This is a genomic window from Roseibium sp. TrichSKD4, from assembly GCF_000148725.1.
Taxonomy (GTDB): Bacteria; Pseudomonadota; Alphaproteobacteria; order Rhizobiales; family Stappiaceae; genus Roseibium.
The window spans coordinates 174093-201057 of record NZ_GL476314.1 but is presented as its reverse complement, the minus strand read 5'-3'; the positions used below and the strand labels follow the sequence as shown (position 1 = coordinate 201057).

The following is a 26965-nucleotide window of genomic DNA, read 5'->3' as shown; positions in this document are numbered from 1 at the left end:
CGCGCCCGGTTTTTTTTCATAAAAGATCACGCATCCAAACCTGCATCGGCTTTTCTGTTTCCTGCTGGTCGCCAACGTCCTGCCAAGGGAAATGCACAATCAAACCATCAACAACATCATAGCCGCGCTTTTTCCAGAAGGGGTCAAGTGGACGGTAATCTGCCGGTTGGGCAGGATGGTCCAGAGACCGCACCACCGAGCAAAAAGCGGTCTGCGAATATCCAAGACGCTTTGCATGCGCCTCTCGCTCGTCAAAAAATCGATGCCCGATCCCGCGGCCACGGTACTTGGAATCGAGAACCGATTCCGCGAGATAGAAAATTCGGCTTGGTGAAAATCCGAGATCCTCGAATGGTTTGCGGAACTGGATCACCTCCTTGTCCAGCGGCTCACCCGTTGCAGCCCCCACAAGATCGCCGTCATCAAAAGCGCCGACAATCACGGCCCCGTCCGTTTTTGCATAACGTGCCAAATACTTTTCTTCATATTCAAGCGACCCTTCGTAAAGATAGGGCCAGTCCTTAAAGACATTAATTCGCAACTCGGCAAGTTTTGGGAGATTTTTGACCAAGTCACTGCCTGTCAGGACCCGTATTTCTATACTCACACCCACACCTTTCGCGGTTATATTAAGCGTAACAGAAGAAACTCTTCAGATCGGCTGTTGTGGAACAACCGGTTTATATGTATAGCAAACGCGCCGGAAATAGTCCGGGTTTCATCTGCTGGTTGGGGAGAGCGTAATGCCAAATACCGCCCTCTTCCAACTGGGGATGGACTTGGCGGCCCGTGTTGAAGAAGGCACAAATTGTGTTGCCGGGCCAAGAAGCACCACCCAGAAGGAAGAACTGAACTCCGCCGTGTCCAAGGCTACTGAAGCTGACGACAGGCTGGACCATTTCATTGAAAGAGAAGGGGTCCGCTGCGCTGGTGCGCATCTGATCATCGATCTTTATGACGCTGAGCGTCTAGATGATCTTAATTTTATGGAAGAAACGCTTCGTCGCTGCGTTGACGAGGCAGGTGCCACATTGCTGCACATTCATCTGCATCCGTTTGAACCAACGGGTGTAAGTGGTGTTGCCGTGCTGGCCGAAAGCCACATTTCCGTACACACTTGGCCAGAGGTCGGATATGCCGCCTTCGACGTGTTCATGTGCGGGGATGCAATGCCCGAAAAATGCGTTGACGTTTTGAACGAAGCCTTCAAACCAGGCCGCTCGGCCGTGTCGGAACTTTTGCGAGGCAAAGAGGTGGAATGAGCAACGGATTGACTTTTAACGAGACGCTCCACCCCGGAGTTCAAGTCAGCTACAGCTGCGATGAAATCCTCTACCAGGAAAAGACAGAGCACCAGGATTTGGTGCTCTTTTCCAATCCGGTCTTCGGCAAGGTCCTGATGCTGGATGGCATCACACAGGTCACCACAGCCGATGAGTTCATCTATCACGAGATGATGTCCCATGTGCCGTTGATGGCTCACGGCAACGCGCGCAATGTTCTGATTGTTGGCGGCGGCGACTGCGGGTTGGCAGAAGAGGTTTTGAAACACACCTCCGTCGAAACACTGGCTCAGGTCGAAATCGACCGGTCGGTCGTCGACTTCTCAAAAGAGCATTTCGCCGATTTCAACACCCGTGTTCTGGATGATCCTCGCTTTGAGCTGGTCATTGCAGACGGCATGAAGTTCATGGCCGAAACAGATCGCAGCTTCGATGTGGTGATTGTCGACAGCACCGATCCGCAAGGCCCCGGAGCCGTTCTCTTCTCCGAAGAGTTTTATCGCAACGTTCATCGCTGCCTGACACCCGGGGGCATTTTGGTCACCCAAAACGGGGTACCCTTCCTGCAACGCGGCGAACTCGTGACGAGTGTTCAGCGCTTTAGCCGCATCTATAAGGATGCAGCAGCCTACATCGCCGCCATCCCGACGTATTTTGGTGGCCACATGGCGCTTGGATGGGCAACCGATAACACGGACCTGCGATCAACGCCGGTTTCGGTCTTGACGGAACGGTTTGAAGCAGCTGCCATCGAAACGCGCTACTACACACCAGAGGTTCACGCAGCAGCATTTGCCTTGCCGCGCTTCATTCTGGATGCCGTTGAAGAAGGTCGCAAAACAGCTTGATAATTTCGTACAGGAAGATGTTTTCTTCCTGTACATTTTCTTACATATTTGTATGTGCGTATTTCTCGCAAGGAAAGCTATATCGTTGGCAAGGTGGATGCCCGCTGGGGCTTTTGCCAAAAAGTCAAACCAACGTTTAAAGGCTCACCATGGGACGCGTACATCCTGAAACCTACAGCAAGACGCAGATAATCCTGCACTGGGCTATAGCCGCCCTGATTTTGTTTCAAATCGTTTTTGCAGAGGGCATTGAAGAATACGGCCACGCCCTGCGAGACGGCCAGACGCCGGGAACAATGGACTTCACTCTTGGGAATGCCCACATCTGGCTCGGTGTTACTGTTCTGATCCTGATGATAGCGCGGATTGCCCTGCGTTTTATTCATGGCGCACCGCCACCTGCCCCCGCCCCCAAACTGCAGGATCTAGCTGCCAAGGCTGCCCATTTTCTGCTTTATGCAGCCCTTTTCATCGCCCCATTGAGCGGCATCGCCATGTGGTTCTTTAGGGTTCGGGAAGCAGGCGGACCACATCACCTGATGGAAAAGGTGATTGTGGTCCTTGTCGTGCTGCACATTGCGGGCGCGCTGTGGCACCACTTTGTTCAAAAGGACAACGTGCTCAAGCGTATGCTCTCCTCCAAAACAACGTCTATCTGAGGCTCTATTTTAGTCTCGCGCCTCTAACCAGATGCGCGTTTTTCCAAGATCGCCGGAGGTCACGCCTTCGGCGATTTTCTGTCCGACAACAGCCCCAAACTTGTAGCCATGCCCAGAGCATGCGGACACAGCCGTCAGTTTTCCTTCCGACTTTACAAAGAAATGCTCATCGCGCGTGAAGGTGTAAGCACAGGTCACAACGTCAGCGACACCATATTCTTCTATCCGCGCAAAGGGCGGGCCGAACAGGTTCCTGATGGTGATGCCTTCCCCGTCTTCCGGATCACGTCCCTCATTCGGGCCGCTTACGCGCTTGTGAACCCCAGCCCCGACTTTAAGCCCTGTCCCGGCCACGGGCGGAAGCACATACCCGTCCACCGTTCCGCCAACATCCAAGATGGTTGGGCCATTCTCCCATGCTGCGCGCAAATCCTCGGGAGGTGTGAGATAGGCAACTGCCGTGCGGTAGGTCGTTAGGTCACTGGAAAGGGACGGCAACAGCCCGAGCGTCCAAGCGCCTGCTGTAACCACGACATGATCGGCGCTCAAGGTTGTACCTTCTTCAAGTGTCACCTCACCGCGCTCGGCATTTACGGCTGAAACACGTGTATTTTCAAGCAAGGTCGCGCCAGAGTTCGTCAGCCAGTCACGCATACCGGTCGCAATTTTTTGGCACAACAATACGCCCCCTTCTGAACTGAAGGCGCCGAACCGGATGGTCTCTGGATCAACAAACGGAAAACGGGTCGCAGTCTCTTCCGGTGTCATTTCATCGACGGGATATCCCCCGTCTTTCAGGCCTTGCAGGTAGGTATCGCCATCATCTCCTTGAACCTGCGACAGAAGCAGAAAGCCAGTATCGACCAGATGCTTCTCCGCCAGATCATCCCACATGGCATCCCATGCCGCATAAGCGTCGCCAATTCGGCGCTGATATCCACCTTGGCCGCCATAAGCGCGTCGGATGATACGGTGCTGATCTCCAGATGCGGACAAAGGGTTGGGGATCGGTCCCTGCTCGATCAGCGTGACCTCAACACCCTTTTTGACAAGCGCCCAAGCAGCGGAAAAGCCGGAGACACCAGCTCCAACAACAATAACCTTCATGGAAATACTCTCTGATGACAGGAATGGCAGATTAGCGTCCCAATACCGGAGCACAAGGCTCCGGTAATTGTTTTCTGTCAATCAGATAAGACTTTTCAAGAGGTCAAATCACCAGCTGATAAATCGCACCGGACAGTACAGCCCCGACAAACCCCAGTCCCAAGTAGGTCGCAAAAACGCTAGGTTTTACAAGCGACCAAACAGCAGCCATCGCCGGTATGGAACTGACAGCCCCGGCAATGATGAATGACATGGCAGCCCCATTGCTCATGCCCTGATCAACAAGACCGGCCAGAAGCGGGGGTGCAACATAGCTGTTGAGATAAGCCGGCATGCCGACAAGTGCCGCAATGATGATCGGAAGCAGTCCTTCCCCGCCGACAACACGCGCGATTAAATCCGCCGGAACATAGGTCACCAACAAGGCTTCCAGCACATAGGCAAGAGCCAGCCACTTTGCTAAAAACAGAAGATTGGCGATGAGCTCTGACCGAAACACTGTTGAACGCTTTTCTTCTTTCCAGAAGGCCCAGACCGGCGTTCCGTTAAACGGGTTTGGCCCGCAGCCACAGCCGCTGACGGAAACCGGTTTAACGGGATTGGAAAACAATCCAGCAGTCAGCATGGCCCGAACGATGAACCCACCGAACAGACCCAGAGCAACCGCAAAGACAGCTTTTCCGATTGCAAATGGCCAGCCAAGAGAAGCCGCAGTTATCAAAAGCGTTGGCGGGTCGATGAGCGGTGATGACAGCCAAAAGGCCATGATCGCAGACAAAGGCGCTCCAACGGCCAGAAGGCCCGCAATGAAAGGGATCACCTCACAAGAGCAGAATGGCGCCAGACCACCGAATAGCGCGGCTAGGACAATGGCCTGGACTTCCCGCCCCTTAAACGCACGCCCAACATAAGCCTCAGCGCCTGACGCCTTGAGCCATGCAATCAGCACAACGGCAAACAAAATGTAAGGTAAGGTGCTGCCAAAAGCCTTTATCGCAAACAGCACCACGTCCGTGAACTGATCAGGATCAAGAACACCGACGATGGCCGGAATTCCGACAACAAAGCTCCAGGGTGTCGCTACATAAGGCTTCAGCTGTCTCCATACGGTGGGTTTCGCCGCAGCCGATCCGCAGCAGGAAGTGGTTTCTACATTCTCGCTCATGCCGCCGCTCCATCTGTGCATTTCTGATCGGCACAGCATTCTTTGAGAATGTATCCGGCGAGCTCCTCAAGATGAGAGAACGCGGCGCGGTTGATCACACTGCGTCCCTGTTTTTCCTGCTCAACCAATCCAGCTGTCGTGAGAAGGCGCAAATGATGGGCAAGTGTAGAGGCAGCCATCCCGGTGCGCACCTGAATTTCGCCAACCGTCAGGCCATCGCCACCCGCCCGAACCAGACTAAGAAGCACCTGCATCCGCGCCTCAGACCCAAGCGCTGCAAATCCACCTGCTGCTGTATCAAGCTCCACAATGCACCTATATAACTAATTTTCTAGTTATATAGAGCTAACTTAATTCCGTTGCGTCGTCAATCACCCTCGTTCATCAGGCTGCAATCTGGTTCGCGAATTGCTTTAGCCGCGCAGATTGAGGCAACTGAGCACCCGGAGGCACCGCACGCGCGATCCTGTCGACTTCATTATAGTAGGCCGTCATGCGGGCAATACGGTTGCCCCGAAGCTCAAAAAAACTTCCAACCGAAAGCAAATACCGTTCCTGAGCAGATGATGACCACGCACCATTCTCCCCTAAATTGAATGCGCAAGAGCCGGAAACCTTGTACTCCGCGCCGGCTCTCATACCGTCTTCGGACACATGGATCCGTAAGCTGCACACCCGCTCCTTGAAAGATTGGCGCATCAAGGCATTGAACGCCAAAAATGCATCTCTCCCAACCCGACGCTGCTCCTGATTGATGTCCAGCACAACATCATCGGTTACAAGCTGGCTCAGCTGTGCGGTATCACCGGCATTGAATGCGGCGAAGAATGTATTCAAAAGCGCCCGAAGTCTCGTTTGCGTCATTGCACGCCCTCGCTCAGTTTTACTGGAAACAGGCCCGGTCAAATTGATCGGCCAACACTCCCATAATTCTGAAGGCGAACTTGGCTCCTCACAACATCCTGTGAATTGAAACGCTGCCTACAAGGCACCAGCCTTAACAAATTCAAAACGCTAAAAATTACGCAGCGCACAACACTGGTTGAGAAAGCTGATCCCCGAAACAAACTTGGAATCGGCCTCCTGACATGCACTTTATAAGTGCATATAATTTTAATGAAATTATAGAGAGATCAACTCACTCCGCCGCTGGATCTAGGGAAACCTGAGAGATCCAGTCCTGTAAATTATAGTAAGTCGTGATCCGGGAAATCTTGCCCTCGCGGACCTCGAAAAAAGTACCCGCTGGCAGCGTATAGGTTTGCCCACCCGCTTTTGGAAGGCCATCCTGACTTTCCAGATAGGTGCCATCGACGATGAATTCTGCCGATCCACGGGTTCCATCTTCAGATGCCATCACCACGATGTTGTTGAGCTGCTCCTTGTAGGATTTGCTCATGAGCAGATTAAATGCCCAAAACTCTTCCTTTCCGACCCGGCGTTCCCCCTGATTCACGTCATGAATCACGTCATCAGTCACCAACGCTACCATCTTACCGGTCTCACCGGCATTGAATGCCGCAAAATAGGCTTCCAGCAATTCCCGCGTTTCTGTCATGCTCATATGCCACACCGCCTTACGTCATTAGGGCTCTTACGCCAGCCACATGATTCTTACGATAGGTCAAATTTCTTACATGTTCGGAAATTCGTAGTGATTTCAAAAGCGGATAGCGACGCCAACCATCAGACCATGTGTGACCGTATTATATGAAAATGCAGAGGCTCCGCTCTTGTCATTATCGTAGTCTACACCGGTGCCCTTGTATTGCAGCTGCAGGGCCACACGATCCGTAAAGTGATAGCCGACACCACCTTGCAGAGCCCAGGAAAAATCCGAGACGAGACCAAAACCGCCAATATTTGCGCTCCCATAGAGCGAGACTTTGTCCGCAACAAACGCCTGCCCTCGAAGTCCGACAACCGGGTCTACCCAGTTCTCTGTAATCGTGCGCGAAAAACCTGCGGCAGGAACAGCAGCAGTCACCTTCAGCTCGTTGTGCCACCAACGTCCACCAGCATAGGCCTCCAACCAAGCACGATCACTTTTCCAAAACCTATAACCCAACATGAATTCGGTAACAGCTTGTTTGACACCGGATTTAACCGACCCTCCAACGGCAGGAAAGGTCGTTCCTGAACCGAGGTTCATATAGGCGACATCAAGAACTAGGCCAAAACGCTGATCATAGAGCGCCTCAAAATGGCCCATTGCCCCAAACTGCAAGTGCTCGAATATGGAGCCCGGTGCAACATTCAAACCAACATTGGGAAGGCGTCCGATACTGGAATCACCTTCAATTGTCGGCGCAAGCAGATAAGGAGCAAAAATGAACTCCCATTTGCTAGCACCACCATCTCGGATTTTGGGCGTTTCCCAGCCGTTTGCCCCAACAAGCGACAAAAACATGCCTGCTACAAACGCTCCAAAAAACTTCAACATGAAACCTCTGCCGCCAAAAACAATTCTACCAAAAATAGAAAACTCAAACAGATGCAATATTCAAGTGTTCACGACGAGCGAGCTATGCCTGAAATAAAATAAGTCTTTACTTTTCAAATTATCAGGCGCATCAATATGGAAAGATTTTTCTTTCTATATTGGATTATGCGATGTCTGTAACCACATCCCCTCCCCGATCCTGGTGGTCCGGGTTTCAAACCGACTTTCTTATGGGTCCCAGAGCCATCGGCACCCTCACTCTCGTTCTTGGTGTTGGGTCACATGCAATCAACGGCTTTGTCACCAGCGCTGTTTTGCCAGACATTCTTCGTGACCTCGGCGGGCAAAATCGGGCGTTTTGGGTATTTTCATCCTTTGAGATGATGGCGATTCTGGCCGGGTGCCTGACCGGGGCCCTCAAACAGCGCCACGGCGGGCGCGCTCCATTCATCTTTGCAACGCTGCTGTTAGCCGCTGGCTCCGTGATTGCAGGCCTCAGCCCCTTCTTTGAAGGTTTGATTGTGGGCCGCGCCGTTCAGGGTTTCGGCGAAGGCATGATCATTGCACTTTGTTACGCGCTCATTCCCGACATTTTTCCGCAAAATGTAGCCCCAAAGATCTTCGCTCTTTTGGCAGGGGTCTGTGCCTTGGCGGCCGGCATTGGGCCGGTATCGGCGGGGTTCTTGACTGAACTTTGGTCATGGCGAGCAGCGTTCCTGATCAACATTCCCCTTACGCTTTTGTTGCTGGCCCTGATCCTGGTTGCTGTTCCGGCACATAAAAAAGCCGCCTCGACTGAAACCAGTGGCCGGAAATCAACACTCTATGGGCGTCTGTCCCTTCTGCTTGTCAGTGTTCTGCTCTTGACTGCCATTGGTGAATTCCGCCAACCCCTTGCCATTGCCTCGGTTCTAATAGCTGGCGTTGTTTGCACCATCTGGCTGCTTCAAGCTGATCAAGCTAGCTGTGGAACACGGCTGTTCCCAAAGGAGGCGTTCCGCCCGTCCACCCTGATTGGTCTTGGGACCTGGATTGTCTTCATGACATCACTCGCAGCCGCCGTGCGTGCTCTCTTCATCACGACATATGGACAGGTCCTGTGGGGACTCAGTGTGACGGAGGCCAGCTATGTGGCTGCCTTGTTGGCTGCAGCCTGGACCATATTTGCGTGGATTTCGGCGCGGGCCCCAACCCGCTCACGAGAGATGACATATCTGGCAATTGGACCAGCGCTCATCGCAGCCGGTCTGGCAATGACAGGCGTTGCCGTTACGCTCGTCTCATTGTCCATATTCATGCTGGCCGCTTTTGTGACCGGAGCCGGATATGGCATCTCCAACCAGATCCTCGTTCGCGCCATGATGTATTCTGCCAAGGGTAGCGAGCAGGACCTTGTGTCAGCCATTTTGCCGACGATCAGTTCTGCTGGTGTGGCAATTGGTGGAGGGCTGACGGGTCTTTTGGCGATCGCGATTGGATTGATTGATCCGGGAAAGGGAAGCCTTCTGGATCGCGCGGCAATTGAGGCCGCTGGAGCCGATATCTTCTACATAGTCGCTGCATTGAGCTTAATTCCGGCCAGCGCAATTCTGGTGCTGCGCAGCCGCATTATCGCTCAAGAGAGTAAATAACGTCAAAAGACTGGGAAGCCTCTGGCCTCCCAGTCCGACCGAGGGACCGGCGCACCGATTTTCAAGCTGAACGACTCAACCCGAGTGACAAGACGGTTCGTGGTGCATTTGAAGGCAACATCAAACCATTGCCCGCGGGAGCGAAATCCAACGCGGCGCACCTCCAACACGCGCCCGCTTCGTGCGCGCGGCGACGGAAGAATATCTGGCGGACGCGGGGGAGAAGCGGCAAGGAGCTGAGCTTGCAATTCCGAACGGCACAAAAGCACCAAGCGCTCACCTTCTGTCATCCCGTTGATGGCAAAGCGCGTGCGCGGATCATCCCGTAAATCACCCGACATCAACCGTTGAACAGGCTCCGGTCGAAGCTCCGCGTTGCTGGAAGCTGCACTTGCCACACCGCGTCGCAAAGTCGGCTTTTTGACCGGAACGGCCTCTGTAACTAGCGGCCCGACCAAACTGGCCTCAGGATCAACAGCGTCGTCGGCTTCTCCAGACTCTGCAGTATCTTCCACCGTTTCGTCCAGCACCGCACCTTCCTCAGGCAAAGTGTCATCCGGCACGCCGATTTGATCTTCAATGACGAGTTCCTCCTGAGGTTCCCCAACAACGTCCGTTTCCTGATCCGTTGGCTCTGTAACCTCCTCGACGGGTTCTTCCTTAACTTCGGAAGGTTCGGCGTTCTCCGCCTCAGTTCCGGTCGCTTCATCTGCAAACTCTTCGACTTGCCGGTGCAACGCTAAATCTTCTGCAGGAGGAGGAGCTTCCTCCCCCTCGCCCCCGGCCTGCTCAGTCTCAGGTGGAGAGGATGCTTCTGGCTCTGGCTCTGGCTCTGGCTCTGGCTCTGGCTCTGGCTCTGGCTCTGGCTCTGGCTCTGGCTCTGGCTCTGGCTCTGGCTCTGGCTCTGGCTCTGGCTCTGGCTCTGGCTCTGGCTCTGGCTCTGGCTCTGGCTCTGGCTCTGGCTCTGGCTCTGGCTCTGGCTCTGGCTCTGGAGGCTGTTCCTCCAAGGGGGATTCGTCCAGATCTTCTTCAGGTTCAGGAAGCGTTTTCGGCTCTGGAGGTGGAACCAACGTCACCTCCACAGGTATGATGTCCGGCTCGCGGGCTTCCAGTTCCACCCCTTCGATCACAAAAATGGCGACAACAACATGCAGCACCAGCGAAGCCACCAGCCCGCCACCGAAATATCCACGCTCATCTTTGGGCTGTTCCTGCTCCATCGCGCCATACATAGCGAAAATTGCGGCCAAAAGGCAGCCAAAACAAAAAACCCGGCGCTCGGGCCGGGTTTTTCTTTAGTATCAATACGTTCTGCTTAGCTGTCGAGGAACGAGCGCAGCTTGCGGGAGCGACTTGGGTGCTTCAGCTTGCGCAGCGCCTTTGCCTCAATCTGACGTATACGTTCGCGGGTAACGCTGAACTGCTGGCCAACTTCTTCCAACGTGTGGTCAGTGTTCATGCCAATGCCGAAGCGCATGCGAAGAACGCGTTCTTCACGCGGTGTCAGAGACGCAAGCACGCGGGTCGTGGTCTCGCGCAGGTTCGACTGGATGGCCGCATCAATCGGCAGCACCGCGTTCTTGTCCTCAATGAAGTCGCCAAGATGCGAATCTTCCTCATCGCCAATCGGCGTTTCAAGGGAGATCGGCTCTTTCGCGATCTTCAGAACCTTACGGACCTTTTCCAGCGGCATCTGCAGCTTTTCAGCCAGCTCTTCCGGGGTCGGCTCACGGCCAATCTCGTGCAGCATCTGGCGCGATGTGCGGACGATCTTGTTGATCGTCTCGATCATGTGCACCGGAATACGGATCGTACGAGCCTGGTCGGCGATAGACCGAGTGATCGCCTGCCGGATCCACCATGTTGCATAGGTGGAGAACTTGTAACCGCGGCGATACTCAAATTTGTCCACGGCCTTCATCAGACCAATATTGCCTTCCTGAATCAAATCCAGGAACTGCAGGCCCCGGTTGGTGTATTTCTTCGCAATGGAAATAACGAGACGCAGGTTGGCCTCGACCATTTCCTTCTTGGCGATCCGCGCTTCCCGCTCACCTTTTTGCACCATGGCAACGATGCGGCGGAATTCAGTGATCTCAAGGCCTGTCTCGGTTGCAAGCGTCTGGATTTCCTGACGCAACTCGCGAACAGTTTCCTTTTCTTTCGCGATGAAGTTTTTCCAACCGCGAGAGGAAAGATTGGCCACCTTGCGCAGCCAGTTCGGGTCAAGCTCGGCACCCTGATACTGTTTCAGGAAGTCAGACCGGTCGACATTATAGCTATCAGCGAGACGCAGAAGACGGCCTTCATAGCCCATCAGGCGCTTGTTGATGTCATAAAGCTGGGTCACCAGAGCATCAATACGGTTCTGGTTGAGCGACAGGCTTTTCACGTCAACAACAATGTCTTCCTTGAGCTTCTTGTAACGACGCTCTTGAGACGGAGACAAGGTCTTGTTGGCCAGCTTGTTTTCAACCAGCTGATCCTGAAGACGGCGCAGCTTTTTGTAGTTGTCAGCGATGTTGTCGAAGGTTTCCAGAACCTGCGGCTTCAGCTCCGCTTCCATGGCAGACAGGGAGACGTTGGATTCGAACTCGTCGTCATCCTCGTCATCGCCTTCAGCGCCTTCCTGATCTTCACCGCGTTCCGAATTGGCCGCATCCGGGGAACGTGCCTCAGCATTGTCGTTGCCGGACTCCCCATCAGGGTCATCATCATTCGCGCCAGTCGGGCCAGCCTTTGCGTCCGGGCCGGCATAGGTTGCTTCCAGATCGATGATGTCACGAAGAAGCACGTTGCCTTCGTTGAGCTCATCGCGCCAAATGATGATGGCCTGGAATGTCAGCGGGCTTTCGCAAAGCCCTGCGATCATGGCCTCACGGCCAGCTTCAATCCGCTTGGCGATGGCGATTTCGCCTTCACGGGACAGAAGCTCGACAGAGCCCATTTCACGCAGATACATGCGAACCGGGTCATCGGTTCGGTCTGTCGGCTCTTTCGTGGTGGTTTTGGCAACAGCGGTTGTCTTAGTTGTGGTCAGCTCTCCGCCGTCCACTTCATCCGGTCCGCCTTCTTCTGCCTCGTCCGCCTCAATCACATTGATGCCCATATCGGACAACATGGACATTATGTCTTCGATCTTTTCAGAAGACACTTGCTCGGACGGCAAAACCTCGTTCAACTCGTCATAAGTCACAAAACCGCGCTTCTTGGCGGCCTTGATCATCTTTTTGACGGCGGCATCCGACAAATCCAGGAGCGGGCCATCCGGACCATCCGCTGCGTTGTCCTGTGTTTCGTCTGCTTGTGTCGCCTTAGCTACCATATTGTGCTCCAAAATCGCAGTTGCCTCAAAGGCAACCGCGGCGCGCCCAAAATTGCTTCCACCCGATCAGATGCTGGCCAGGTTCTCGGCCCTGAGTCGCCATCATCGGAAATATTCCTGATTCGAGTTTTAAGCTGCGTCCCTTAAGTCCCAATTAACCGTGCCACCGGTTTTGCCTGCTCATCAGGAAATTTCCGGTCGAAACACAAGAAACGCGCCTGCGCGCCCTGCGCCCGCACGTTGACATTCGGGTATCTGCAGCAGGAAAGACTAATGCCGCCGATATTGATATCGTCGCGGCGCGAATGTGCTGCTGTCCTGTATTTAGCTTGACGTTTGGGATTCGCAAGTGTGATTCGGCAGTGGTCAACCAGAATCGTTAATTTTTTTCAGGTTTGGCGTGTTTTTGGGCCTATCCAGCCTGAATTGCTGGCGCATCAACTGGCGGCGCCGATGGTGGAGCTGATCTCAACTTCTTCGCCCGCTCAGCAAGTTCGCCCTCGTCTCGAGCACATTCTTCCCGCCGGCGGGACAAATCTTGCGTAATCGCCTGCATTCGATGCCAGGACGCCTCGTCAAGTTCCGTTTCCGCCGCTTCCATTTCCCTCTCCAATTCCTGCTCAAGCGTCTTGAGTTCAAGAACATCCAGAAAATGCAGGAACGCCGCCTCAACGAAATCTTCTGGCGGATCAACTTTCAAAAGCGGAAATCGCTGGGCCAACGCTGAAAAGGCACCATGACGGGAGACGGCACCATCGGAGGACGGGCCTTCGCGCTGGATCACTTCAGCCATCAGCTGTCGTGAGGTTTCATCCAGACCATCAACGACGGTCGCAACAGGCGTCTCTTCAAGTCCGTTCACCAGAGCACATAATGTATCACAGAACCTTTGATGGACTGGGTCTGAAAACCGCAGCGCTGAAATCCGCTCCAGATGCCGATCCAGAAACTGCGGATATTTGACACTTAATCCGCAAATCAGGCGCTCCGTTCCAAAGAGCGGGGTATCTGGTGACGGTGCGGGGCCGGTAATCGTTGGACGTTCGCCTCGCCCTGCCCCTTGCTGGCGCCCGCCCCGCCCTTTTCGCGCTTGCTCAAAAAAGAGGTTGGAAAGCCGAAATTTTAAGTCCAACTGGTAGCGTCGTTTGACCCGAGGATCACGGATGGTGTCGATCAGGTCATCGAAGCGTTTTTCCAGTGCAGCCTTGCGCTCTGGCGTATCAAGTTGAGCAACCGAAACTTCCCGGTCCCAAACCACATTAAAAAGGGTTTGCGAACTGGAAACCTGCGCTTCAAATCCCGGCACACCTTCCTTCTGCACGAGATCATCCGGGTCCATGCCATCGGGCAGGAAACAAAACTGGAAGGAGTACCCGCTTTTTAGAACAGGGAAAATCCGGTCGACTACCCGATGCGCCGCGGCAGTGCCCGCTGCATCACCATCGAAACAGACCACTGGCTCCGGCGCAAATCGCCACAAACGAAGCACCTGATCCTCGGTAAACGCGGTTCCAAGTGTTGAAACCACGTAAGGGATCCCGGCCTGCGCCAAGGCAATTGCATCCAGATAACCTTCGACAACGATGGCCCGACCCGCCTTATAAGCAGGCTCTCGCGCTCTATGGGCATTAAACAGCATCACACCTTTGTGGAAGAGCGGGGTTTCCGGCGAGTTGAGATATTTGGGCTGCCCGTCCGGATCCAGCGTTCGCCCACCAAAGGCAACCACACGACCGCGATCATCCTGAATCGGGATCATCAACCGGCCACGAAACCGGTCATAGGACGGTCGGCCATTGTCCGGCTTGATGACCAGACCGGCCTCAACCATCACTTCTTCCGGGACATCGCGCTCAGCCAGATATTTCTTCAGGGCGTCGCGCGTGCTTGGAGCGTAACCAAACCGAAACTCGGCAAGCGTTTGCGGCGTAAATCCGCGCTTCAGCGCATAAGAGCGTGCATGCTCCCCGCGCGGCGCAGAAAACTCCATCTGAAAGAAACGGGCCGCCATTTCGCAGACATCCGCCAGACCAGCCCGCTTCTTTTCACGCTTTGCAGCTTGTGGGTCAGGTGCAGGAAGAGCAACACCCGCCTGTTCGGCCAAGCGCTCCACGGCCTCTGGAAAATTTAGCCCCTCGGTTTCCGTCAAAAACTTGAAATGATCACCGGAGGCTCCGCAGCCAAAGCACTTGTATCGGTTGCGCCGGTCATCAACGTGAAAACTCGGGCTCTTTTCTTGATGGAATGGGCAGCAAGCCCAATAATCCCCCTTGCCCGGCTGGGTTTTACGCCGATCCCACGTCACACGGCGCCCAACGATGTCCGAAAGGGTCAGTCGAGCTCGAATTTCATCGAGAAGCCGGTTGTCAAAACGCATTACGGTCTAAGCCTTGCGGAAAACTCTGTCCGCCAAAGGGGTGATGGGTCACTAAACAAAAAGTTGTTTCGCAGCCCTGCATCCATACCACATGTCTAGGGGAACGCGTATTCGGCAATATGCACGGACCGCGTAACAGTGGATCGATGTGGATATTACTGTTTGGAAGCGTCGGCGCTGTGATCCACTGCGGGTTCGGAGAGCAACAGATCTTTCATCAGGCACGACGCCTGGACAAAATCCATCTTGCCCGGATACCGCTCTTTCAGCGTCGACATACATCGGCCAATATCTCTGAGCCCATGGGCGTCGATATCCTTGACCGTTGCCTCACAGATCGCACGCATTTCTTCATCATCAATCTGAACGGGTAAAAACTCGCTGATGATATTTTGTTCAAGGCGTTCCTGTTCGGCCAGTTCCAGCTGACCCGCCTCTTCAAATTCCGAGGCAGATTTTTCGCGTTGACGCACCATTTTTTGAAGGATTTCAAGCACGTCTTCTTCAGACACGCCGTCGCGCCCGTTCTCACGAGCGGCTGCATCACGATCCTTGATCGCCATCTGCACAAGGCGCAGCGTCGCTGTGCGACGTTTGTCTTCTTCATCCTGAGCAACCTTCAAGGCTGCACTGATCTTATCGCGCATACTGTTATCCTGCCCGAACGCACACGGGCCACCCTATTGGTGCGTGCAAAAGACACGCACAAAGCTGATTACCGACAAGCTGTTGAAATTGAAAGCATTTTTTTAGCAGGAACCGTGTTGACGATTTTGCGCACTTCCCATAGAGTCCCGCGCTTAATGCAGACGGAACGAAGCGGCCTTTCTCCGAACAAGTTGCCTCTATCTGCAGCGCATGATGGCACCAACAACATCTGGATACAAGACATGACGACTGCAGACGCATGGTCCTCCAAACCGGCGACCGCCCTAATTGTGTTGGCCGACGGCCGCATTATCGAAGGTTATGGCCTCGGCGCGACCGGCGAAGCCGTTGGCGAAGTCTGCTTCAACACCGCCATGACCGGCTATCAGGAAATCCTGACAGACCCGTCCTATGCAGGACAAATCATTACCTTCACTTTTCCACATATCGGCAATGTGGGAACGAATGAAGACGATATCGAGACGGTGAATGCAGCTTCCAACAGCGGTATCCGCGGAGCGGTTCTCGCCACTGATATCACCGACCCGGTAAACTACCGCGCCACCCGGCACCTTGATGAATGGCTGAAAGCCCGAAACCTGATTGCGATCAGCGGCATTGATACGCGCGCGCTCACCTCATTAATCCGGGAACAAGGCGTTCCAAATGCGGTGATCGCCCACAGCCCAGATGGCTCCTTTGATATTGAAGCCTTGAAGAAGCAGGCAGCCGAATGGCCCGGCCTTGAAGGCATGGACTTGGCCAAAGGCGTTTCGACGACACAGTCGCACACCTGGAACGAAACGACCTGGAAGTGGGAAAGCGGATACGCAACGGCCAACCCGCACGACTTCAAGGTGGTTGCACTGGACTTTGGTGTGAAGCGCAACATTCTCCGGCTTTTGACGGATGCGGGCTGTGATGTGACCGTCCTTCCGGCAACAGCGACTGCTGAAGACGTTTTGAGCCACAAGCCAGACGGCGTGTTTCTCTCAAATGGCCCCGGCGACCCGGCAGCCACGGGCGAATATGCCCTGACAACAATCAAGTCGATCGTTGAAAAGGGTGTTCCGACTTTCGGGATTTGTCTTGGGCACCAGATGCTGGCGCTCGCCCTCGGTGGAACGACCGTCAAAATGCACCAAGGCCACCATGGTGCCAATCACCCGGTATTTGATCACACAACCGGCAAGGTTGAGATCACTTCGATGAACCATGGCTTTGCCGTGGATGCTGAAAGCCTGCCAGAGGATGTCGAGCAGACCCACGTGTCTTTGTTCGATGGTTCAAACTGCGGCCTGCGCCACAAGACCAAACCAGCCTTCTCGGTTCAATACCACCCGGAAGCCTCGCCCGGACCGCGCGACAGCCACTATCTGTTTCAAAGGTTCACGGACATGATGCGCGGTCAAAAAGCTGCCTGAGTTCTATAGCTCCCAGATTTCCAAGAAAAGGTCGCGGTTTCGCGGCCTTTTTTGTTTCTGACATCAAACAAAAAACGGCGCGTGAGCAGAGCCCACGCGCCGGTTCTGTCAAACTGTCAAAAAGCTGACTTAGTGCTTTGCCAACAGCTCTTCGAATGCGTTCAGAATACCGTTCACTTCTTCGACTTGTTCGTCGAGGGCGGCCTTCTGTTCCATCAGCAGCTCTTGCTGGCTTGTGCAAATGTCACGCAGTTCGGTGTATTGGGCATCCTTCGGCGAGTTGCTTTCAACCAGCTTGATGACCTGACGGATCTCCGCAAGTGTCAAACCGATCTTTTTAACCTGAAGAATGACCCGCATGCGAGCCACGTCCTTTGGTGCATAAAAGCGGCGAGCGCCGCGACGCACCGGGTTAAGCAACCCTTTTTCCTCATAGAAACGCAGAGTACGAAGTGTCACTCCAAACAGTTCGGACATTTCGGAGATCGCGAGGATCTGCTCATCGTCCGTAACGTTTGTCACAGGTCCCGCAATATCCGGAACCACCACCATTTTTGTTGCTACACTATTCATTTTTCTTGCCCGATCATTTTCGTTTTGGTTTTCACAGAGGTCCGGCGCCGTCTTCCGAGGAGAAACCCACCTCTCCTCAACGTCAGGCCCCACATGCCGAAATCTCTGCCACTTTTAGGTCCAACCAACTGATTTGGCCGGTTGAGCCGAAAACTTTTTACATCACATAGATGTCACTTTGCTACTATTGCAGGGTTAATAAATCCATTTTCTTTTCATTTTTTCGTTAATTTGCAAAAAATACGGAAAAAATCCCGCATCATCTAGAGCATTTCTAAAGTTTCAATATTAAAAAATCTAAAACAAGATCATAGATAAACGCAAATTCATCAAAACATAACCTCAAGTTAAACTAGCAATATTTATTATCGATAATTTATACATGAGAAATACAGCATAGATGTTCTTTGGTAGTTGCAAAAAAATATACTTACCATAGGAAGAAATATTACGCAGGGTACACTCAAGCAAAGATTAACAATGGAAATAATACGGGTATACCTAAGCAAAAAATACAATTTATGATTTTAATTAAGTTACGCAAAGGAACTGAATTAACACTCATTAATCCTCAGCGACACTTTTTGCAAATCAAATTACAAATTAGCAGAATTTATATTGATAATTCTAACAATACTAGAGATTCAAAAAGAAGTTTTACATTGGCAATAATAGTTTCCACACTCGATATATTTTTTAACAACCTTCCGAAGAGAAAAGGACATCCTCTCCGACTGCTTCCGCAAGGTTGCAGGACTTTACGACACCCAAAAGCACTCAGTGCACATGAAGATTGACAGGGTCGTATCAACAGGATTTTTAGTGAGGTGTATAAGGATCGCCATATCACGCGGTTCGAAGGATCTGGAATGAAGGCAGTCGTCAGTCATGGCTGAGACAAAACCCACGAAAAAAACTCCGGTTATGACGCCGGAACAATTCCGCGAGTGGAGACGTTCCCTCGGACTGAAACAAAAGGATGCAGCAGATCAGCTTGGGCTGAAAAAACGCATGATCCAATATTATGAGAAGGGAAACCGCGAAGGACGACCAGTTGAAATCCCAAAATCAATCCGTCTGGCCTGCTATGCCCTTTCAAACGGAATAGATGATTTTGATGGACAAACCCCCCTTCTAGCGGACACAAATCCCGCCCCGTGATCTTCGGCCAATGCAACTTTGCCCTACAAATCACAAACAAAACGCAGTTTGCGGCTTTGACGGGGTTCCCACAGCAGACCCTTTTGCCTATAAGACGCGCTCAGCCAACATTGTCACTCATACTGGAACGAGCCGGACCGGCAGGCCATAACTGCGCCTGAAATCTGGAACGGCCGCTGCGAGCCCTGATGCCAAAACGCACTGATATCTCTTCCATTTTGATTATCGGCGCAGGTCCGATCGTAATTGGTCAGGCCTGTGAGTTCGACTATTCCGGGACACAGGCTTGCAAGGCACTCCGAGAAGAGGGCTATCGCATCATTCTGGTGAACTCGAATCCGGCCACCATCATGACGGATCCGGATCTGGCTGACGCAACATATATCGAACCGATCACACCAGAGATTGTCGCCAAGATCATCGAAAAGGAACGTCCGGACGCCCTGCTTCCAACCATGGGCGGCCAGACCGCACTGAACTGTGCGCTCGATCTGGAGCAAATGGGTGTTCTGGAAGAATTCGGCGTACAGATGATCGGCGCCAAAGCCGATGTGATCGAAAAAGCCGAGGATCGCGAGAAGTTCCGGGCAGCCATGGATACCATCGGGCTGGAAAACCCACGTGCAGCCATTGCTTCCTCTCCGGCAATCCGCGATGAGAACGGCAAAATCAAAGGTTATGATCGGAACGCCGGCCTTCTGGAAGCCATGCGCGCGCTGGACGATATTGGGCTGCCGGCCATTATTCGCCCTGCCTTTACACTTGGCGGCACAGGTGGCGGGGTTGCCTATAACAAGGAAGAATTCGAAGCCATTGCCAAATCCGGCATCGATGCTTCCCCAGTCGGCCAGGTTCTGATCGACGAAAGCCTGCTCGGTTGGAAAGAATATGAAATGGAAGTCGTCCGCGACAAGGCGGACAACTGCATCATTATTTGTTCGATTGAAAACGTCGACCCGATGGGCGTGCACACGGGTGACTCCATTACAGTCGCCCCGGCGCTGACCCTTACCGACAAAGAATACCAGATCATGCGGGACGCATCGATCGCAGTCCTGCGTGAGATTGGCGTTGAAACCGGTGGCTCCAACGTTCAGTTCGCGGTCAATCCAGACAATGGACGCCTTGTGGTCATCGAAATGAACCCTCGTGTGTCGCGCTCGTCCGCCCTCGCCTCCAAGGCAACAGGTTTCCCGATCGCAAAGATCGCGGCAAAGCTTGCCGTTGGCTATACACTGGATGAGCTGGAAAACGACATCACCGGCGGCGCCACACCGGCGTCCTTTGAGCCGTCCATTGACTATGTTGTCACCAAGATCCCCCGGTTTGCTTTCGAGAAGTTCCCGGGCTCTGATCCGGTCCTGACCACTGCCATGAAATCGGTTGGGGAAGTGATGGCCATTGGCCGGACCTTTGCTGAAAGTTTCCAGAAAGCACTGCGCGGCCTGGAAACCGGACTGTCCGGTTTGGATGAAACCGATATTCCTGGCATGGGACAGGGCAATGACGAAAATGCCATTCGCTCTGCCGTCGCAACTCCGACACCGGAGCGTATTTTGCATGTGGCACAGGCCATGCGCTTGGGAATGAGCAACGAAGACATCTACAAGGCCTCCGGGATCAACCCTTGGTTCCTTGAGCAAATGTCAGCGATTGTTGCAACCGAAGCCAAAATCCGTGCGAACGGCATGCCCAAAGATGCCCAGAACCTGCGCATGCTGAAGGGTATGGGCTTTTCTGACGCACGTTTAGCCGCGCTGACTGGCGTCAACGCAGAAGACATTGCGACCCTGCGCGAAGAACACGATATCCATCCAGTTTACAAGCGCATCGACACATGTGCCGCCGAATTCGCTTCGCCGACCGCCTATATGTACTCAACCTATGAAAAACCGTTCATGGGTGCACCTGCTTGCGAGGCAGCACCGTCTGAGCGCAAGAAGGTTGTTATTCTCGGTGGTGGCCCGAACCGGATCGGCCAGGGCATTGAGTTTGACTATTGCTGCTGTCATGCCGCCTTCGCTCTGGAAGACGCTGGGTATGAAACCATCATGGTAAACTGCAACCCCGAAACCGTCTCCACCGACTATGACACATCGGACCGACTTTATTTTGAGCCGCTCACCGATGAAGACGTTCTGGAGATCATCAAGGTTGAGCAGTCTAAAGGCACCCTTCACGGTGTAATCGTCCAGTTTGGTGGTCAAACACCGCTGAAACTGGCTCAGACGCTCGTAAAGGCCGATGTTCCGATCCTAGGCACAGCGCCCGACATGATCGACCTTGCTGAAGACCGTGACCGGTTCCAGAAGCTGCTGATCAAGCTTGATTTGAAGCAGCCGGAAAACGGCATTGCCTATTCAGTGGAACAAGGTCGGCTGATTGCAAGCCAGCTGGGCCTCCCACTTGTCGTGCGTCCGTCCTATGTTCTAGGTGGCCGCGCCATGCAGATCATCCGGGACGAAGAGCAGTTGAACTCCTATCTTTTGGGCACCCTCCCGGAACTGGTTCCTGCAGACGTTCGAGCCAAATATCCGAACGACAAGACGGGCCAAATCAACACAGTGCTTGGCACGAACCCGCTGCTGTTTGACCGCTATCTGGAAGGTGCGATTGAGGTAGACGTTGACGCCCTGTGTGATGGCAAGGATGTGTTCGTCTGCGGCATCATGGAGCACATCGAAGAAGCCGGTATTCACTCCGGGGACAGCGCCTGTTCCCTTCCGCCTTTCTCTCTTTCCGAGGACATGATTGCAGAACTAAAGCGTCAGACACGCGAAATGGCACTAGCTCTTGAAGTTGGCGGATTGATGAACGTCCAATACGCAATCAAGGACGGCGAAATCTATGTGCTTGAGGTCAATCCGCGCGCCTCAAGAACGGTTCCGTTTGTAGCCAAAACCATCGGCGATCCGGTGGCCAAGATCGCCAGCCGCGTCATGGCCGGCGAAAGCCTTGCCTCTTTACGGTTGGAAGAAAAGAAATTCGACCACATTGCAGTCAAGGAAGCGGTCTTCCCATTCGCGCGTTTTCAGGGCGTGGATACGATCCTCGGTCCAGAAATGCGCTCGACCGGTGAAGTCATGGGGCTGGACAATAAATTCGGCACAGCCTTCGCCAAGTCGCAAATCGCCAGCGGAACGGGTGTTCCAGAGGAAGGAACCGTATTCATCTCCATGCGCGATGCGGACAAGGAAGCTGTTTTGGACGCAATGAAAAGTCTAGAAGAGGCTGGTTTCCGCATCATCGCAACATCCGGAACACAGAAATTCCTGACAGAACACGGCGTTGCCTGCGAACAGATCAACAAGGTGATGGAAGGTCGTCCGCACATCGTTGACGCGGTGAAAAACGGTGAAGTCCAGCTGGTTTTCAACACGACGGAAGGCGCACAAGCTATCGCAGACAGCCGCTCTATGCGCCGTGCAGCGTTGGTCAACAAGGTGCCATATTACACAACATTGGCCGGTTCGATTGCCGCAGCAAAAGGAATTGTTGCCCACAAGGCCGGAACCCTTGAAGTGAAACCTTTGCAATCCTACTTCGCCTAGGGTTAAACTGACACCTATCCGGCCGGAAAAGGGGACACCTTTTCCGGCTGGACTATTTTTTATTCCGTGGCCCTCGTGAAAGGGGGGCCCAATAACCTGAAGGTCTGAGACCCATGGAAAAAGTGCCGATGACCACAGACGGCTACGCGATGCTTCAGGAGGAATTGAAGCAGCGTACTTCTGTCGAGCGCCCACGGATTGTGGAGGCGATTGCAGAAGCCCGTGCACATGGCGATTTGTCGGAAAATGCCGAATACCATGCGGCCAAGGAAGCGCAGAGCCACAACGAAGGCCGGGTCGCGGAATTGGAAGACAAACTGTCCCGTGCCGAAGTCATTGATGTTTCAAAGATGTCTGGCGATGTGATCAAATTCGGCGCAACTGTGTCTCTCGTTGATGAAGATACGGAAGAAGAAAAGAAATATATGATCGTCGGTGATGTCGAAGCCGATGTGAAACAGCACAAGATTTCAATCTCCTCCCCCATTGCGCGTGCCCTGATCGGCAAGACTGAAGGTGACAGCGTAGAAGTGGCAGCTCCTGGTGGAGCCCGCGCTTACGAGATTACTGCTGTTGAATATGTCTGAAGCCAAACGTGCAATTTAGAAATCTTCGCCTTTGACGCTTGTTCAAAAAGGAGTAGTTTACTCTGGATTTGAGCAGGCGTCGGGGTAGTGATGTCGCTGGTGTATGGATTGGGCTTCCTCAAGTCTGGCAGCGCACGAACTGTCTCCAGCTACAAAGATGTCGTCCGTAATCGCCTCTACACAGGGACCGAGGAAATTGATCCCTACCTGAACACCTACGTGTATGAGATGCCACTAGTGCTGGTCGCTGTTGCTCACTGCCTACTTCTGGCTATCAGTTTTACGCTTGTTGCCAAAGCACTCAATGATATCAGCCTCATCGGCCGTCTGAAGAAACGCCTTCGTCGCGTTTCTCAATCATCCGCTTAAGCCCGGACACTGCATCCAGCAGTGACTATTCGTCGATTGGAACGATCGGAAGATCTTTGGTCTTTCTGATCGTCAGAGCGGTGCGCACGCTGTCAACATTCGGCGCAGCCGTCAGTTCACTGATGATGAAGTTCTGAAGGGATTGCAGGTCAGGCGCGATGCATTTCAGCAAGAAGTCCACTTCGCCGGACAACATGTAGCTCTCTCGCACAAGCTTCCAGTTTTCCACTTGGCTTTCAAAGGCAACCAGATCCGCTTCTGTCTGGCTGTGAAGCCCCACCATGGCAAAGGCAGTCACATCATAGCCAAGCTGCTTTTCATCCAGCAGGGTGCGGTACCCGCAGACGAGGCCCGCTTCCTCCAATGCGCGCACACGGCGTAGGCAAGGCGGAGCGGATATTCCGACGCGGCGAGCCAACTCAACATTGGTCATTCGACCGTCTTGTTGCAATTCTTTCAGAATGTGCCAATCAATGGCGTCTAGCCGCGCTTTCACATTTGTCTCCTTCGGGCCACGTCCACAGTGAATTGTTTTTGGTCTTGCCTTGGCACCTGCGGTGGGTGTCATTCAGTGTGCGTGTCCAAGGGCTATGTTTTGCGAACGAAGTATGATTTTTTGCGCGTTCGTGCAAGACTATAACAATTTCCACCTCATTTTCGAAACATTACGATAGGTCATTCCTTTTGCCGCAGGTCAGGTCCATCTCATGAAACTACCAAGAATCTGGCTGATTACGGACGGAAAAGCAGGTGATCTGGCGCAATGCGAAGGAGTGGCCTGTGCTCTTGGAGGGGATTACGAAATCAAAACGGTGTCCCCCCGCATTCCGTTCTCATGGTTTTTGCCCCACGGCCCCATTGATCCGCGCGAATCATCTCGAAATCCAAATAGTCCGCTCAAGCCTCCGCTTCCCGATATTGCCATCGCCTCGGGGCGCCGAGCTGTTGCCTATCTGCGGCATTTGAAATCGGCTTCAAACGGAGCTGTATTCACCGTTTGCCTAAAGGATCCCAGAACCGGTACAGCAGCCGCTGATTTCATATGGGTGCCTGAGCACGATGCGTTGCGTGGGGAAAATGTTCTGGTCACGCCGACATCGCCGCATCGGTTCAGTGCTCGATACCTTAAAGACATTCGGGCGACTGCGGATCCACGAATAGACAACCTGCCAGCGCAGCGGATCGCTGTTCTTGTTGGCGGCAACAGTCGACACCACCAGTACACAACAGCGGACTTTAAGCGCCTGATACGCGGGCTGGAGGAGGTGAGCGATAACGGAGGTGCATCTTTGATGATCACCACCTCCAGACGCACCCCCCGCCCTTTGCTGACTTTTTTGGAAAAACTTGTCGTCAATGGCACACATTTTCTTTGGGATGGTACGGGGGAGAACCCCCTGGGGCAGTTTCTGGCCAAGGCGGATGCGATTATCGTTACAGCCGATTCAACAAACATGATTGGTGAGGCTGCCGTTAGCGGTCGCCCTATTCATGTTTTCCACCCCAATGGCGGTCACAAAAAAATTGATCGCTTTTTGGCGACACTTAGAGAACTCGGTATCCTGCACCCCTTTCCCAGGCCGCTTATAACCACTACCTACGACCCGATTGATGCAACACCGCTCATCGCTGCTGAAATCGAAAGACGATACACCGCACATATGAGCGCGAATGTCACATGACAGGAACGGTGAAGCCGTTAAGATGCGGCAACACAGACGCGCTAGAAGAATGCCAAGGCGATACAGATGACGACTGAACACACAAAGCTTCTGATTATTGGTTCCGGCCCCGCAGGCTACACAGCAGCCATATACGCTGCGCGCGCCATGCTGGAGCCAACACTGGTTCAGGGCATTCAACCAGGCGGTCAGTTGACCATCACCACAGATGTTGAAAACTACCCGGGCTTTGCGGACCCGATCATGGGCCCCTGGCTCATGGAGCAGATGCAAAAACAAGCCGAGAATGTCGGCACAAAGCTCGTCTACGACACGATCACGAAAGCTGACCTATCCGTTCGCCCGTTCCGGTTCGAAGCGGACAGCGGCACGGTCTTCACCGCAGACAGCGTGGTCATTGCGACAGGCGCGCAAGCACGCTGGCTTGGGCTGGACTCTGAAACTGAATTCATGGGCGCTGGCGTTTCAGCCTGCGCAACCTGTGACGGCTTTTTCTACCGCAACAAGGAAGTTGTCGTGGTTGGTGGCGGCAACACAGCCGTAGAAGAAGCGCTCTATCTCGCCAATCTGGCATCCAAGGTCACTCTGGTACACCGCCGGGACGAGCTTCGCTGCGAACGCATACTGGAAGAACGCCTGAAGAAAAATCCGAAAATAGAAATCGTCTGGGACCATGTTGTCGACGAGATCCTTGGTGGCGGAATTCCAAAGGCTGTAACAGGTGTTCGGCTGAAGCACGCCAAAACCGGTGAGACTAAAGAGCTTTCCACCGATGGGGTCTTCATTGCCATTGGTCACGCACCATCTGTGGACCTGTTCAAGGACCAGCTGGAATTGAAAGCAGGCGGCTATCTGGTCACAGAAGCAGACTCGACCAAAACATCCATTCCGGGGGTATTTGCAGCTGGCGACGTGACCGATGACATTTATCGTCAGGCAGTAACGGCTGCCGGAATGGGCTGTATGGCTGCACTGGAAGCGGAAAAATATCTGGCCGAGCTGGACTCGCAAAGCACATCAGAAGCTGCCGAATAATCGGCTGACCAGAGCTCTAACGAGACATCGGGGGACGACATGGACTGGGACAAACTGCGCATCTTTCATGCGGCTGCCCAGGCAGGCAGTTTCACCCACGCGGGTGATACGCTGCACATGAGCCAATCGGCTGTAAGTCGTCAGGTAAGTGGTCTGGAGCACGATCTCGGCGTCCCCCTCTTTCACCGTCACGCACGCGGGCTTTTGCTAACAGAGCAGGGAGAACTGCTCTATCGCACCGCGCGCGATGTTCTGATGAAGCTGGAAGCGGTTCAAGGCCGCCTGACCGACAGCAAGGAAAAGCCCTCCGGGGTCCTGCGGGTCACAACCACTGTAGGCCTCGGGTCAACATGGCTGACCTCCCGGATCAGCGAGTTCGTTGATCTTTACCCGGAGGTTGAACTTCAGCTTCTCTTTGATGACGACGAGCTCGACCTTGGCATGCGCGAAGCTGACGTTGCCATTCGTCTGAGGCAGCCAACCCAACCAGACCTGATCCAGCGCAAGCTGTTCACGGTACATTTCCATGTCTTTGCTTCACCGGACTATCTGAGCCGTTTTGGTGCTCCGGAAAGCACCGAGGATCTCGATAATCACCGGCTCATCACCTTTGGCGAGCAGGCTCCGTCGTTCTTGCGTGGAATGAACTGGCTTCAAACTGCAGGGCGGGCTCCGGGTGATCCGCGCTCTCCAATTCTCCGGATCAACAACCTCTTGGCTATTCGGCGCGCCGTCCAAAGCGGGATCGGCATTGCCATGCTGCCCGATTACATTGTCGAGCGGGCCCCTGAACTAAAACGCGTTTTGTCGGACATTGAGGAAAAAGTACCCTCGTTCGACACCTATTTTGTTTATCCATCGGAACTCAAAAACACCGCCCGCATTACAGCCTTCAGAGAGTTTCTTCTCTCAAACGCAGAGAAATGGGAATTTTAGGGAACAGACCAGTCGCTAGCTACATTTTTCGCTGGCAACAGTGCCTTTACCCCACCTATCTCTATGAAAAATATTTGGCCTTGGGGTTTTCCCAAGGGCTGAGCGAAGGTGTGTTCAAATCGACAATCTCAACAAAGCGCACCCGGCAGATTGACTAGGTT

General features: G+C 53.5%; 25 protein-coding genes. 12 read left to right on the top strand and 13 right to left on the bottom strand.

Annotated elements, in window-relative coordinates; all coding sequences use genetic code 11:
• Positions 1-16: 16 nt before the first annotated feature.
• Positions 17-607 (bottom strand): GNAT family N-acetyltransferase, encoded by a 591-nt coding sequence (locus TRICHSKD4_RS12995; protein ID WP_040616869.1) that lies wholly within the window; start codon positions 605-607, stop codon positions 17-19.
• 136 nt (positions 608-743) lie between these two features.
• On the opposite strand from TRICHSKD4_RS12995, the gene speD reads away from it, so the two are divergent.
• The 3 genes from speD (at position 744) to TRICHSKD4_RS12980 (ending at position 2790) form a co-directional block, all read left to right on the top strand.
• Positions 744-1262: an adenosylmethionine decarboxylase gene (speD, locus tag TRICHSKD4_RS12990; RefSeq protein WP_009759488.1), complete on the top strand. Its 519-nt coding sequence runs from the start codon at positions 744-746 to the stop codon at positions 1260-1262.
• On the top strand, positions 1259-2131 hold the full coding sequence (gene speE / locus TRICHSKD4_RS12985; protein ID WP_009759487.1) for a polyamine aminopropyltransferase: 873 nt from the start codon (positions 1259-1261) through the stop codon (positions 2129-2131). Before speD ends, speE begins: the two co-directional genes overlap by 4 nt.
• Positions 2132-2280: 149 nt before the next feature.
• On the top strand, positions 2281-2790 hold the full coding sequence (locus TRICHSKD4_RS12980; RefSeq protein WP_009759486.1) for a cytochrome b: 510 nt from the start codon (positions 2281-2283) through the stop codon (positions 2788-2790).
• Positions 2791-2799: 9 nt separating this feature from the next.
• Here TRICHSKD4_RS12980 and TRICHSKD4_RS12975 read toward each other — a convergent pair whose 3' ends face one another.
• The 6 genes from TRICHSKD4_RS12975 to TRICHSKD4_RS12950 all read right to left on the bottom strand — a co-directional run bounded on the left by TRICHSKD4_RS12975 (position 2800) and on the right by TRICHSKD4_RS12950 (position 7505).
• Positions 2800-3897, bottom strand: coding sequence for an FAD-binding oxidoreductase (locus TRICHSKD4_RS12975; RefSeq protein ID WP_009759485.1), 1098 nt, complete (start codon positions 3895-3897; stop codon positions 2800-2802).
• Between the two features lie 103 nt (positions 3898-4000).
• Positions 4001-5062, bottom strand: coding sequence for a permease (locus TRICHSKD4_RS12970; RefSeq protein WP_009759484.1), 1062 nt, complete (start codon positions 5060-5062; stop codon positions 4001-4003).
• The gene (locus TRICHSKD4_RS12965) at positions 5059-5370 is read right to left on the bottom strand and encodes a helix-turn-helix transcriptional regulator (RefSeq protein WP_009759483.1); all 312 of its coding nucleotides are present in this window, start codon (positions 5368-5370) and stop codon (positions 5059-5061) included. Before TRICHSKD4_RS12965 ends, TRICHSKD4_RS12970 begins: the two co-directional genes overlap by 4 nt.
• A 76-nt stretch (positions 5371-5446) precedes the next feature.
• Positions 5447-5926 (bottom strand): nuclear transport factor 2 family protein, encoded by a 480-nt coding sequence (locus TRICHSKD4_RS12960; protein WP_009759482.1) that lies wholly within the window; start codon positions 5924-5926, stop codon positions 5447-5449.
• Between the two features lie 274 nt (positions 5927-6200).
• Positions 6201-6626: a ketosteroid isomerase-related protein gene (locus tag TRICHSKD4_RS12955; protein ID WP_009759481.1), complete on the bottom strand. Its 426-nt coding sequence runs from the start codon at positions 6624-6626 to the stop codon at positions 6201-6203.
• A gap of 96 nt (positions 6627-6722) precedes the next feature.
• Positions 6723-7505, bottom strand: a complete 783-nt coding sequence (locus tag TRICHSKD4_RS12950; RefSeq protein WP_139052102.1) for an outer membrane protein — start codon at positions 7503-7505, stop codon at positions 6723-6725.
• Between the two features lie 170 nt (positions 7506-7675).
• On the opposite strand from TRICHSKD4_RS12950, the gene TRICHSKD4_RS12945 reads away from it, so the two are divergent.
• Positions 7676-9136 carry an MFS transporter gene (locus TRICHSKD4_RS12945; RefSeq protein ID WP_009759479.1) on the top strand — a complete coding sequence of 487 codons (1461 nt, stop codon included), beginning with the start codon at positions 7676-7678 and terminating at the stop codon, positions 9134-9136.
• Positions 9137-9138: 2 nt separating this feature from the next.
• Here TRICHSKD4_RS12945 and TRICHSKD4_RS28155 read toward each other — a convergent pair whose 3' ends face one another.
• The 4 genes from TRICHSKD4_RS28155 to TRICHSKD4_RS12925 form a co-directional block, all read right to left on the bottom strand.
• A complete protein-coding gene (locus TRICHSKD4_RS28155; protein ID WP_139052101.1) occupies positions 9139-10386 on the bottom strand; it encodes a DUF930 domain-containing protein in 1248 nt (415 codons plus the stop codon).
• Positions 10387-10451: 65 nt separating this feature from the next.
• Complete coding sequence (gene rpoD / locus TRICHSKD4_RS12935; protein WP_009759477.1) at positions 10452-12461, bottom strand: RNA polymerase sigma factor RpoD; 2010 nt, start codon at positions 12459-12461, stop codon at positions 10452-10454.
• 412 nt (positions 12462-12873) lie between these two features.
• A complete protein-coding gene (gene dnaG, locus TRICHSKD4_RS12930) occupies positions 12874-14838 on the bottom strand; it encodes a DNA primase (RefSeq protein ID WP_009759475.1) in 1965 nt (654 codons plus the stop codon).
• A 155-nt stretch (positions 14839-14993) separates the two neighbouring features.
• Positions 14994-15485 (bottom strand): GatB/YqeY domain-containing protein, encoded by a 492-nt coding sequence (locus tag TRICHSKD4_RS12925; RefSeq protein ID WP_009759474.1) that lies wholly within the window; start codon positions 15483-15485, stop codon positions 14994-14996.
• Positions 15486-15728: 243 nt separating this feature from the next.
• On the opposite strand from TRICHSKD4_RS12925, the gene carA reads away from it, so the two are divergent.
• Positions 15729-16910, top strand: a complete 1182-nt coding sequence (carA, locus tag TRICHSKD4_RS12920; protein WP_040616862.1) for a glutamine-hydrolyzing carbamoyl-phosphate synthase small subunit — start codon at positions 15729-15731, stop codon at positions 16908-16910.
• A 129-nt stretch (positions 16911-17039) separates the two neighbouring features.
• On the opposite strand, the gene TRICHSKD4_RS12915 is transcribed toward carA, so the two are convergent.
• Positions 17040-17483: a MerR family transcriptional regulator gene (locus tag TRICHSKD4_RS12915; RefSeq protein WP_040616861.1), complete on the bottom strand. Its 444-nt coding sequence runs from the start codon at positions 17481-17483 to the stop codon at positions 17040-17042.
• Positions 17484-18371: 888 nt separating this feature from the next.
• Here TRICHSKD4_RS12915 and TRICHSKD4_RS12910 point away from each other — a divergent pair.
• The 4 genes from TRICHSKD4_RS12910 to TRICHSKD4_RS12895 all read left to right on the top strand — a co-directional run bounded on the left by TRICHSKD4_RS12910 (position 18372) and on the right by TRICHSKD4_RS12895 (position 23151).
• On the top strand, positions 18372-18644 hold the full coding sequence (locus TRICHSKD4_RS12910; protein ID WP_139052100.1) for a helix-turn-helix transcriptional regulator: 273 nt from the start codon (positions 18372-18374) through the stop codon (positions 18642-18644).
• A 188-nt stretch (positions 18645-18832) separates the two neighbouring features.
• The gene (gene carB, locus TRICHSKD4_RS12905; RefSeq protein ID WP_009759469.1) at positions 18833-22195 is read left to right on the top strand and encodes a carbamoyl-phosphate synthase large subunit; all 3363 of its coding nucleotides are present in this window, start codon (positions 18833-18835) and stop codon (positions 22193-22195) included.
• A 113-nt stretch (positions 22196-22308) separates the two neighbouring features.
• Positions 22309-22782 carry a transcription elongation factor GreA gene (gene greA / locus TRICHSKD4_RS12900; protein ID WP_009759468.1) on the top strand — a complete coding sequence of 158 codons (474 nt, stop codon included), beginning with the start codon at positions 22309-22311 and terminating at the stop codon, positions 22780-22782.
• A gap of 90 nt (positions 22783-22872) precedes the next feature.
• Positions 22873-23151 carry a hypothetical protein gene (locus TRICHSKD4_RS12895; RefSeq protein WP_050763420.1) on the top strand — a complete coding sequence of 93 codons (279 nt, stop codon included), beginning with the start codon at positions 22873-22875 and terminating at the stop codon, positions 23149-23151.
• 25 nt (positions 23152-23176) lie between these two features.
• Here the strand turns inward: TRICHSKD4_RS12895 and TRICHSKD4_RS12890 are convergent, their stop codons facing one another.
• Positions 23177-23647 (bottom strand): Lrp/AsnC family transcriptional regulator, encoded by a 471-nt coding sequence (locus TRICHSKD4_RS12890; protein WP_009759466.1) that lies wholly within the window; start codon positions 23645-23647, stop codon positions 23177-23179.
• A 211-nt stretch (positions 23648-23858) separates the two neighbouring features.
• Here TRICHSKD4_RS12890 and TRICHSKD4_RS12885 point away from each other — a divergent pair, with 211 nt between their 5' ends.
• The 3 genes from TRICHSKD4_RS12885 (at position 23859) to TRICHSKD4_RS12875 (ending at position 26804) form a co-directional block, all read left to right on the top strand.
• Positions 23859-24833, top strand: a complete 975-nt coding sequence (locus TRICHSKD4_RS12885) for a mitochondrial fission ELM1 family protein (RefSeq protein ID WP_009759465.1) — start codon at positions 23859-23861, stop codon at positions 24831-24833.
• A gap of 66 nt (positions 24834-24899) precedes the next feature.
• Positions 24900-25868 carry a thioredoxin-disulfide reductase gene (trxB, locus tag TRICHSKD4_RS12880; protein ID WP_009759464.1) on the top strand — a complete coding sequence of 323 codons (969 nt, stop codon included), beginning with the start codon at positions 24900-24902 and terminating at the stop codon, positions 25866-25868.
• Between the two features lie 39 nt (positions 25869-25907).
• The gene (locus TRICHSKD4_RS12875) at positions 25908-26804 is read left to right on the top strand and encodes a LysR family transcriptional regulator (RefSeq protein WP_009759463.1); all 897 of its coding nucleotides are present in this window, start codon (positions 25908-25910) and stop codon (positions 26802-26804) included.
• Positions 26805-26965 lie beyond the last annotated feature (161 nt).

Bases quoted from the DNA above. Each gene is read 5' to 3' on its own strand.
- speD (WP_009759488.1), top strand. From the start codon at position 744: ATGCCAAATACCGCCCTCTTCCAACTGGGGATGGACTTGGCGGCCCGT.
- speE (WP_009759487.1), top strand. From the start codon at position 1,259: ATGAGCAACGGATTGACTTTTAACGAGACGCTCCACCCCGGAGTTCAA.
- TRICHSKD4_RS12980 (WP_009759486.1), top strand. From the start codon at position 2,281: ATGGGACGCGTACATCCTGAAACCTACAGCAAGACGCAGATAATCCTG.
- TRICHSKD4_RS12975 (WP_009759485.1), bottom strand. From the start codon at position 3,897: ATGAAGGTTATTGTTGTTGGAGCTGGTGTCTCCGGCTTTTCCGCTGCT.
- TRICHSKD4_RS12970 (WP_009759484.1), bottom strand. From the start codon at position 5,062: ATGAGCGAGAATGTAGAAACCACTTCCTGCTGCGGATCGGCTGCGGCG.
- TRICHSKD4_RS12960 (WP_009759482.1), bottom strand. From the start codon at position 5,926: ATGACGCAAACGAGACTTCGGGCGCTTTTGAATACATTCTTCGCCGCA.
- TRICHSKD4_RS12955 (WP_009759481.1), bottom strand. From the start codon at position 6,626: ATGAGCATGACAGAAACGCGGGAATTGCTGGAAGCCTATTTTGCGGCA.
- TRICHSKD4_RS12950 (WP_139052102.1), bottom strand. From the start codon at position 7,505: ATGTTGAAGTTTTTTGGAGCGTTTGTAGCAGGCATGTTTTTGTCGCTT.
- TRICHSKD4_RS12945 (WP_009759479.1), top strand. From the start codon at position 7,676: ATGTCTGTAACCACATCCCCTCCCCGATCCTGGTGGTCCGGGTTTCAA.
- rpoD (WP_009759477.1), bottom strand. From the start codon at position 12,461: ATGGTAGCTAAGGCGACACAAGCAGACGAAACACAGGACAACGCAGCG.
- dnaG (WP_009759475.1), bottom strand. From the start codon at position 14,838: ATGCGTTTTGACAACCGGCTTCTCGATGAAATTCGAGCTCGACTGACC.
- TRICHSKD4_RS12925 (WP_009759474.1), bottom strand. From the start codon at position 15,485: ATGCGCGATAAGATCAGTGCAGCCTTGAAGGTTGCTCAGGATGAAGAA.
- carA (WP_040616862.1), top strand. From the start codon at position 15,729: ATGACGACTGCAGACGCATGGTCCTCCAAACCGGCGACCGCCCTAATT.
- TRICHSKD4_RS12915 (WP_040616861.1), bottom strand. From the start codon at position 17,483: ATGAATAGTGTAGCAACAAAAATGGTGGTGGTTCCGGATATTGCGGGA.
- TRICHSKD4_RS12910 (WP_139052100.1), top strand. From the start codon at position 18,372: ATGGCTGAGACAAAACCCACGAAAAAAACTCCGGTTATGACGCCGGAA.
- carB (WP_009759469.1), top strand. From the start codon at position 18,833: ATGCCAAAACGCACTGATATCTCTTCCATTTTGATTATCGGCGCAGGT.
- greA (WP_009759468.1), top strand. From the start codon at position 22,309: ATGGAAAAAGTGCCGATGACCACAGACGGCTACGCGATGCTTCAGGAG.
- TRICHSKD4_RS12895 (WP_050763420.1), top strand. From the start codon at position 22,873: ATGTCGCTGGTGTATGGATTGGGCTTCCTCAAGTCTGGCAGCGCACGA.
- TRICHSKD4_RS12885 (WP_009759465.1), top strand. From the start codon at position 23,859: ATGAAACTACCAAGAATCTGGCTGATTACGGACGGAAAAGCAGGTGAT.
- trxB (WP_009759464.1), top strand. From the start codon at position 24,900: ATGACGACTGAACACACAAAGCTTCTGATTATTGGTTCCGGCCCCGCA.
- TRICHSKD4_RS12875 (WP_009759463.1), top strand. From the start codon at position 25,908: ATGGACTGGGACAAACTGCGCATCTTTCATGCGGCTGCCCAGGCAGGC.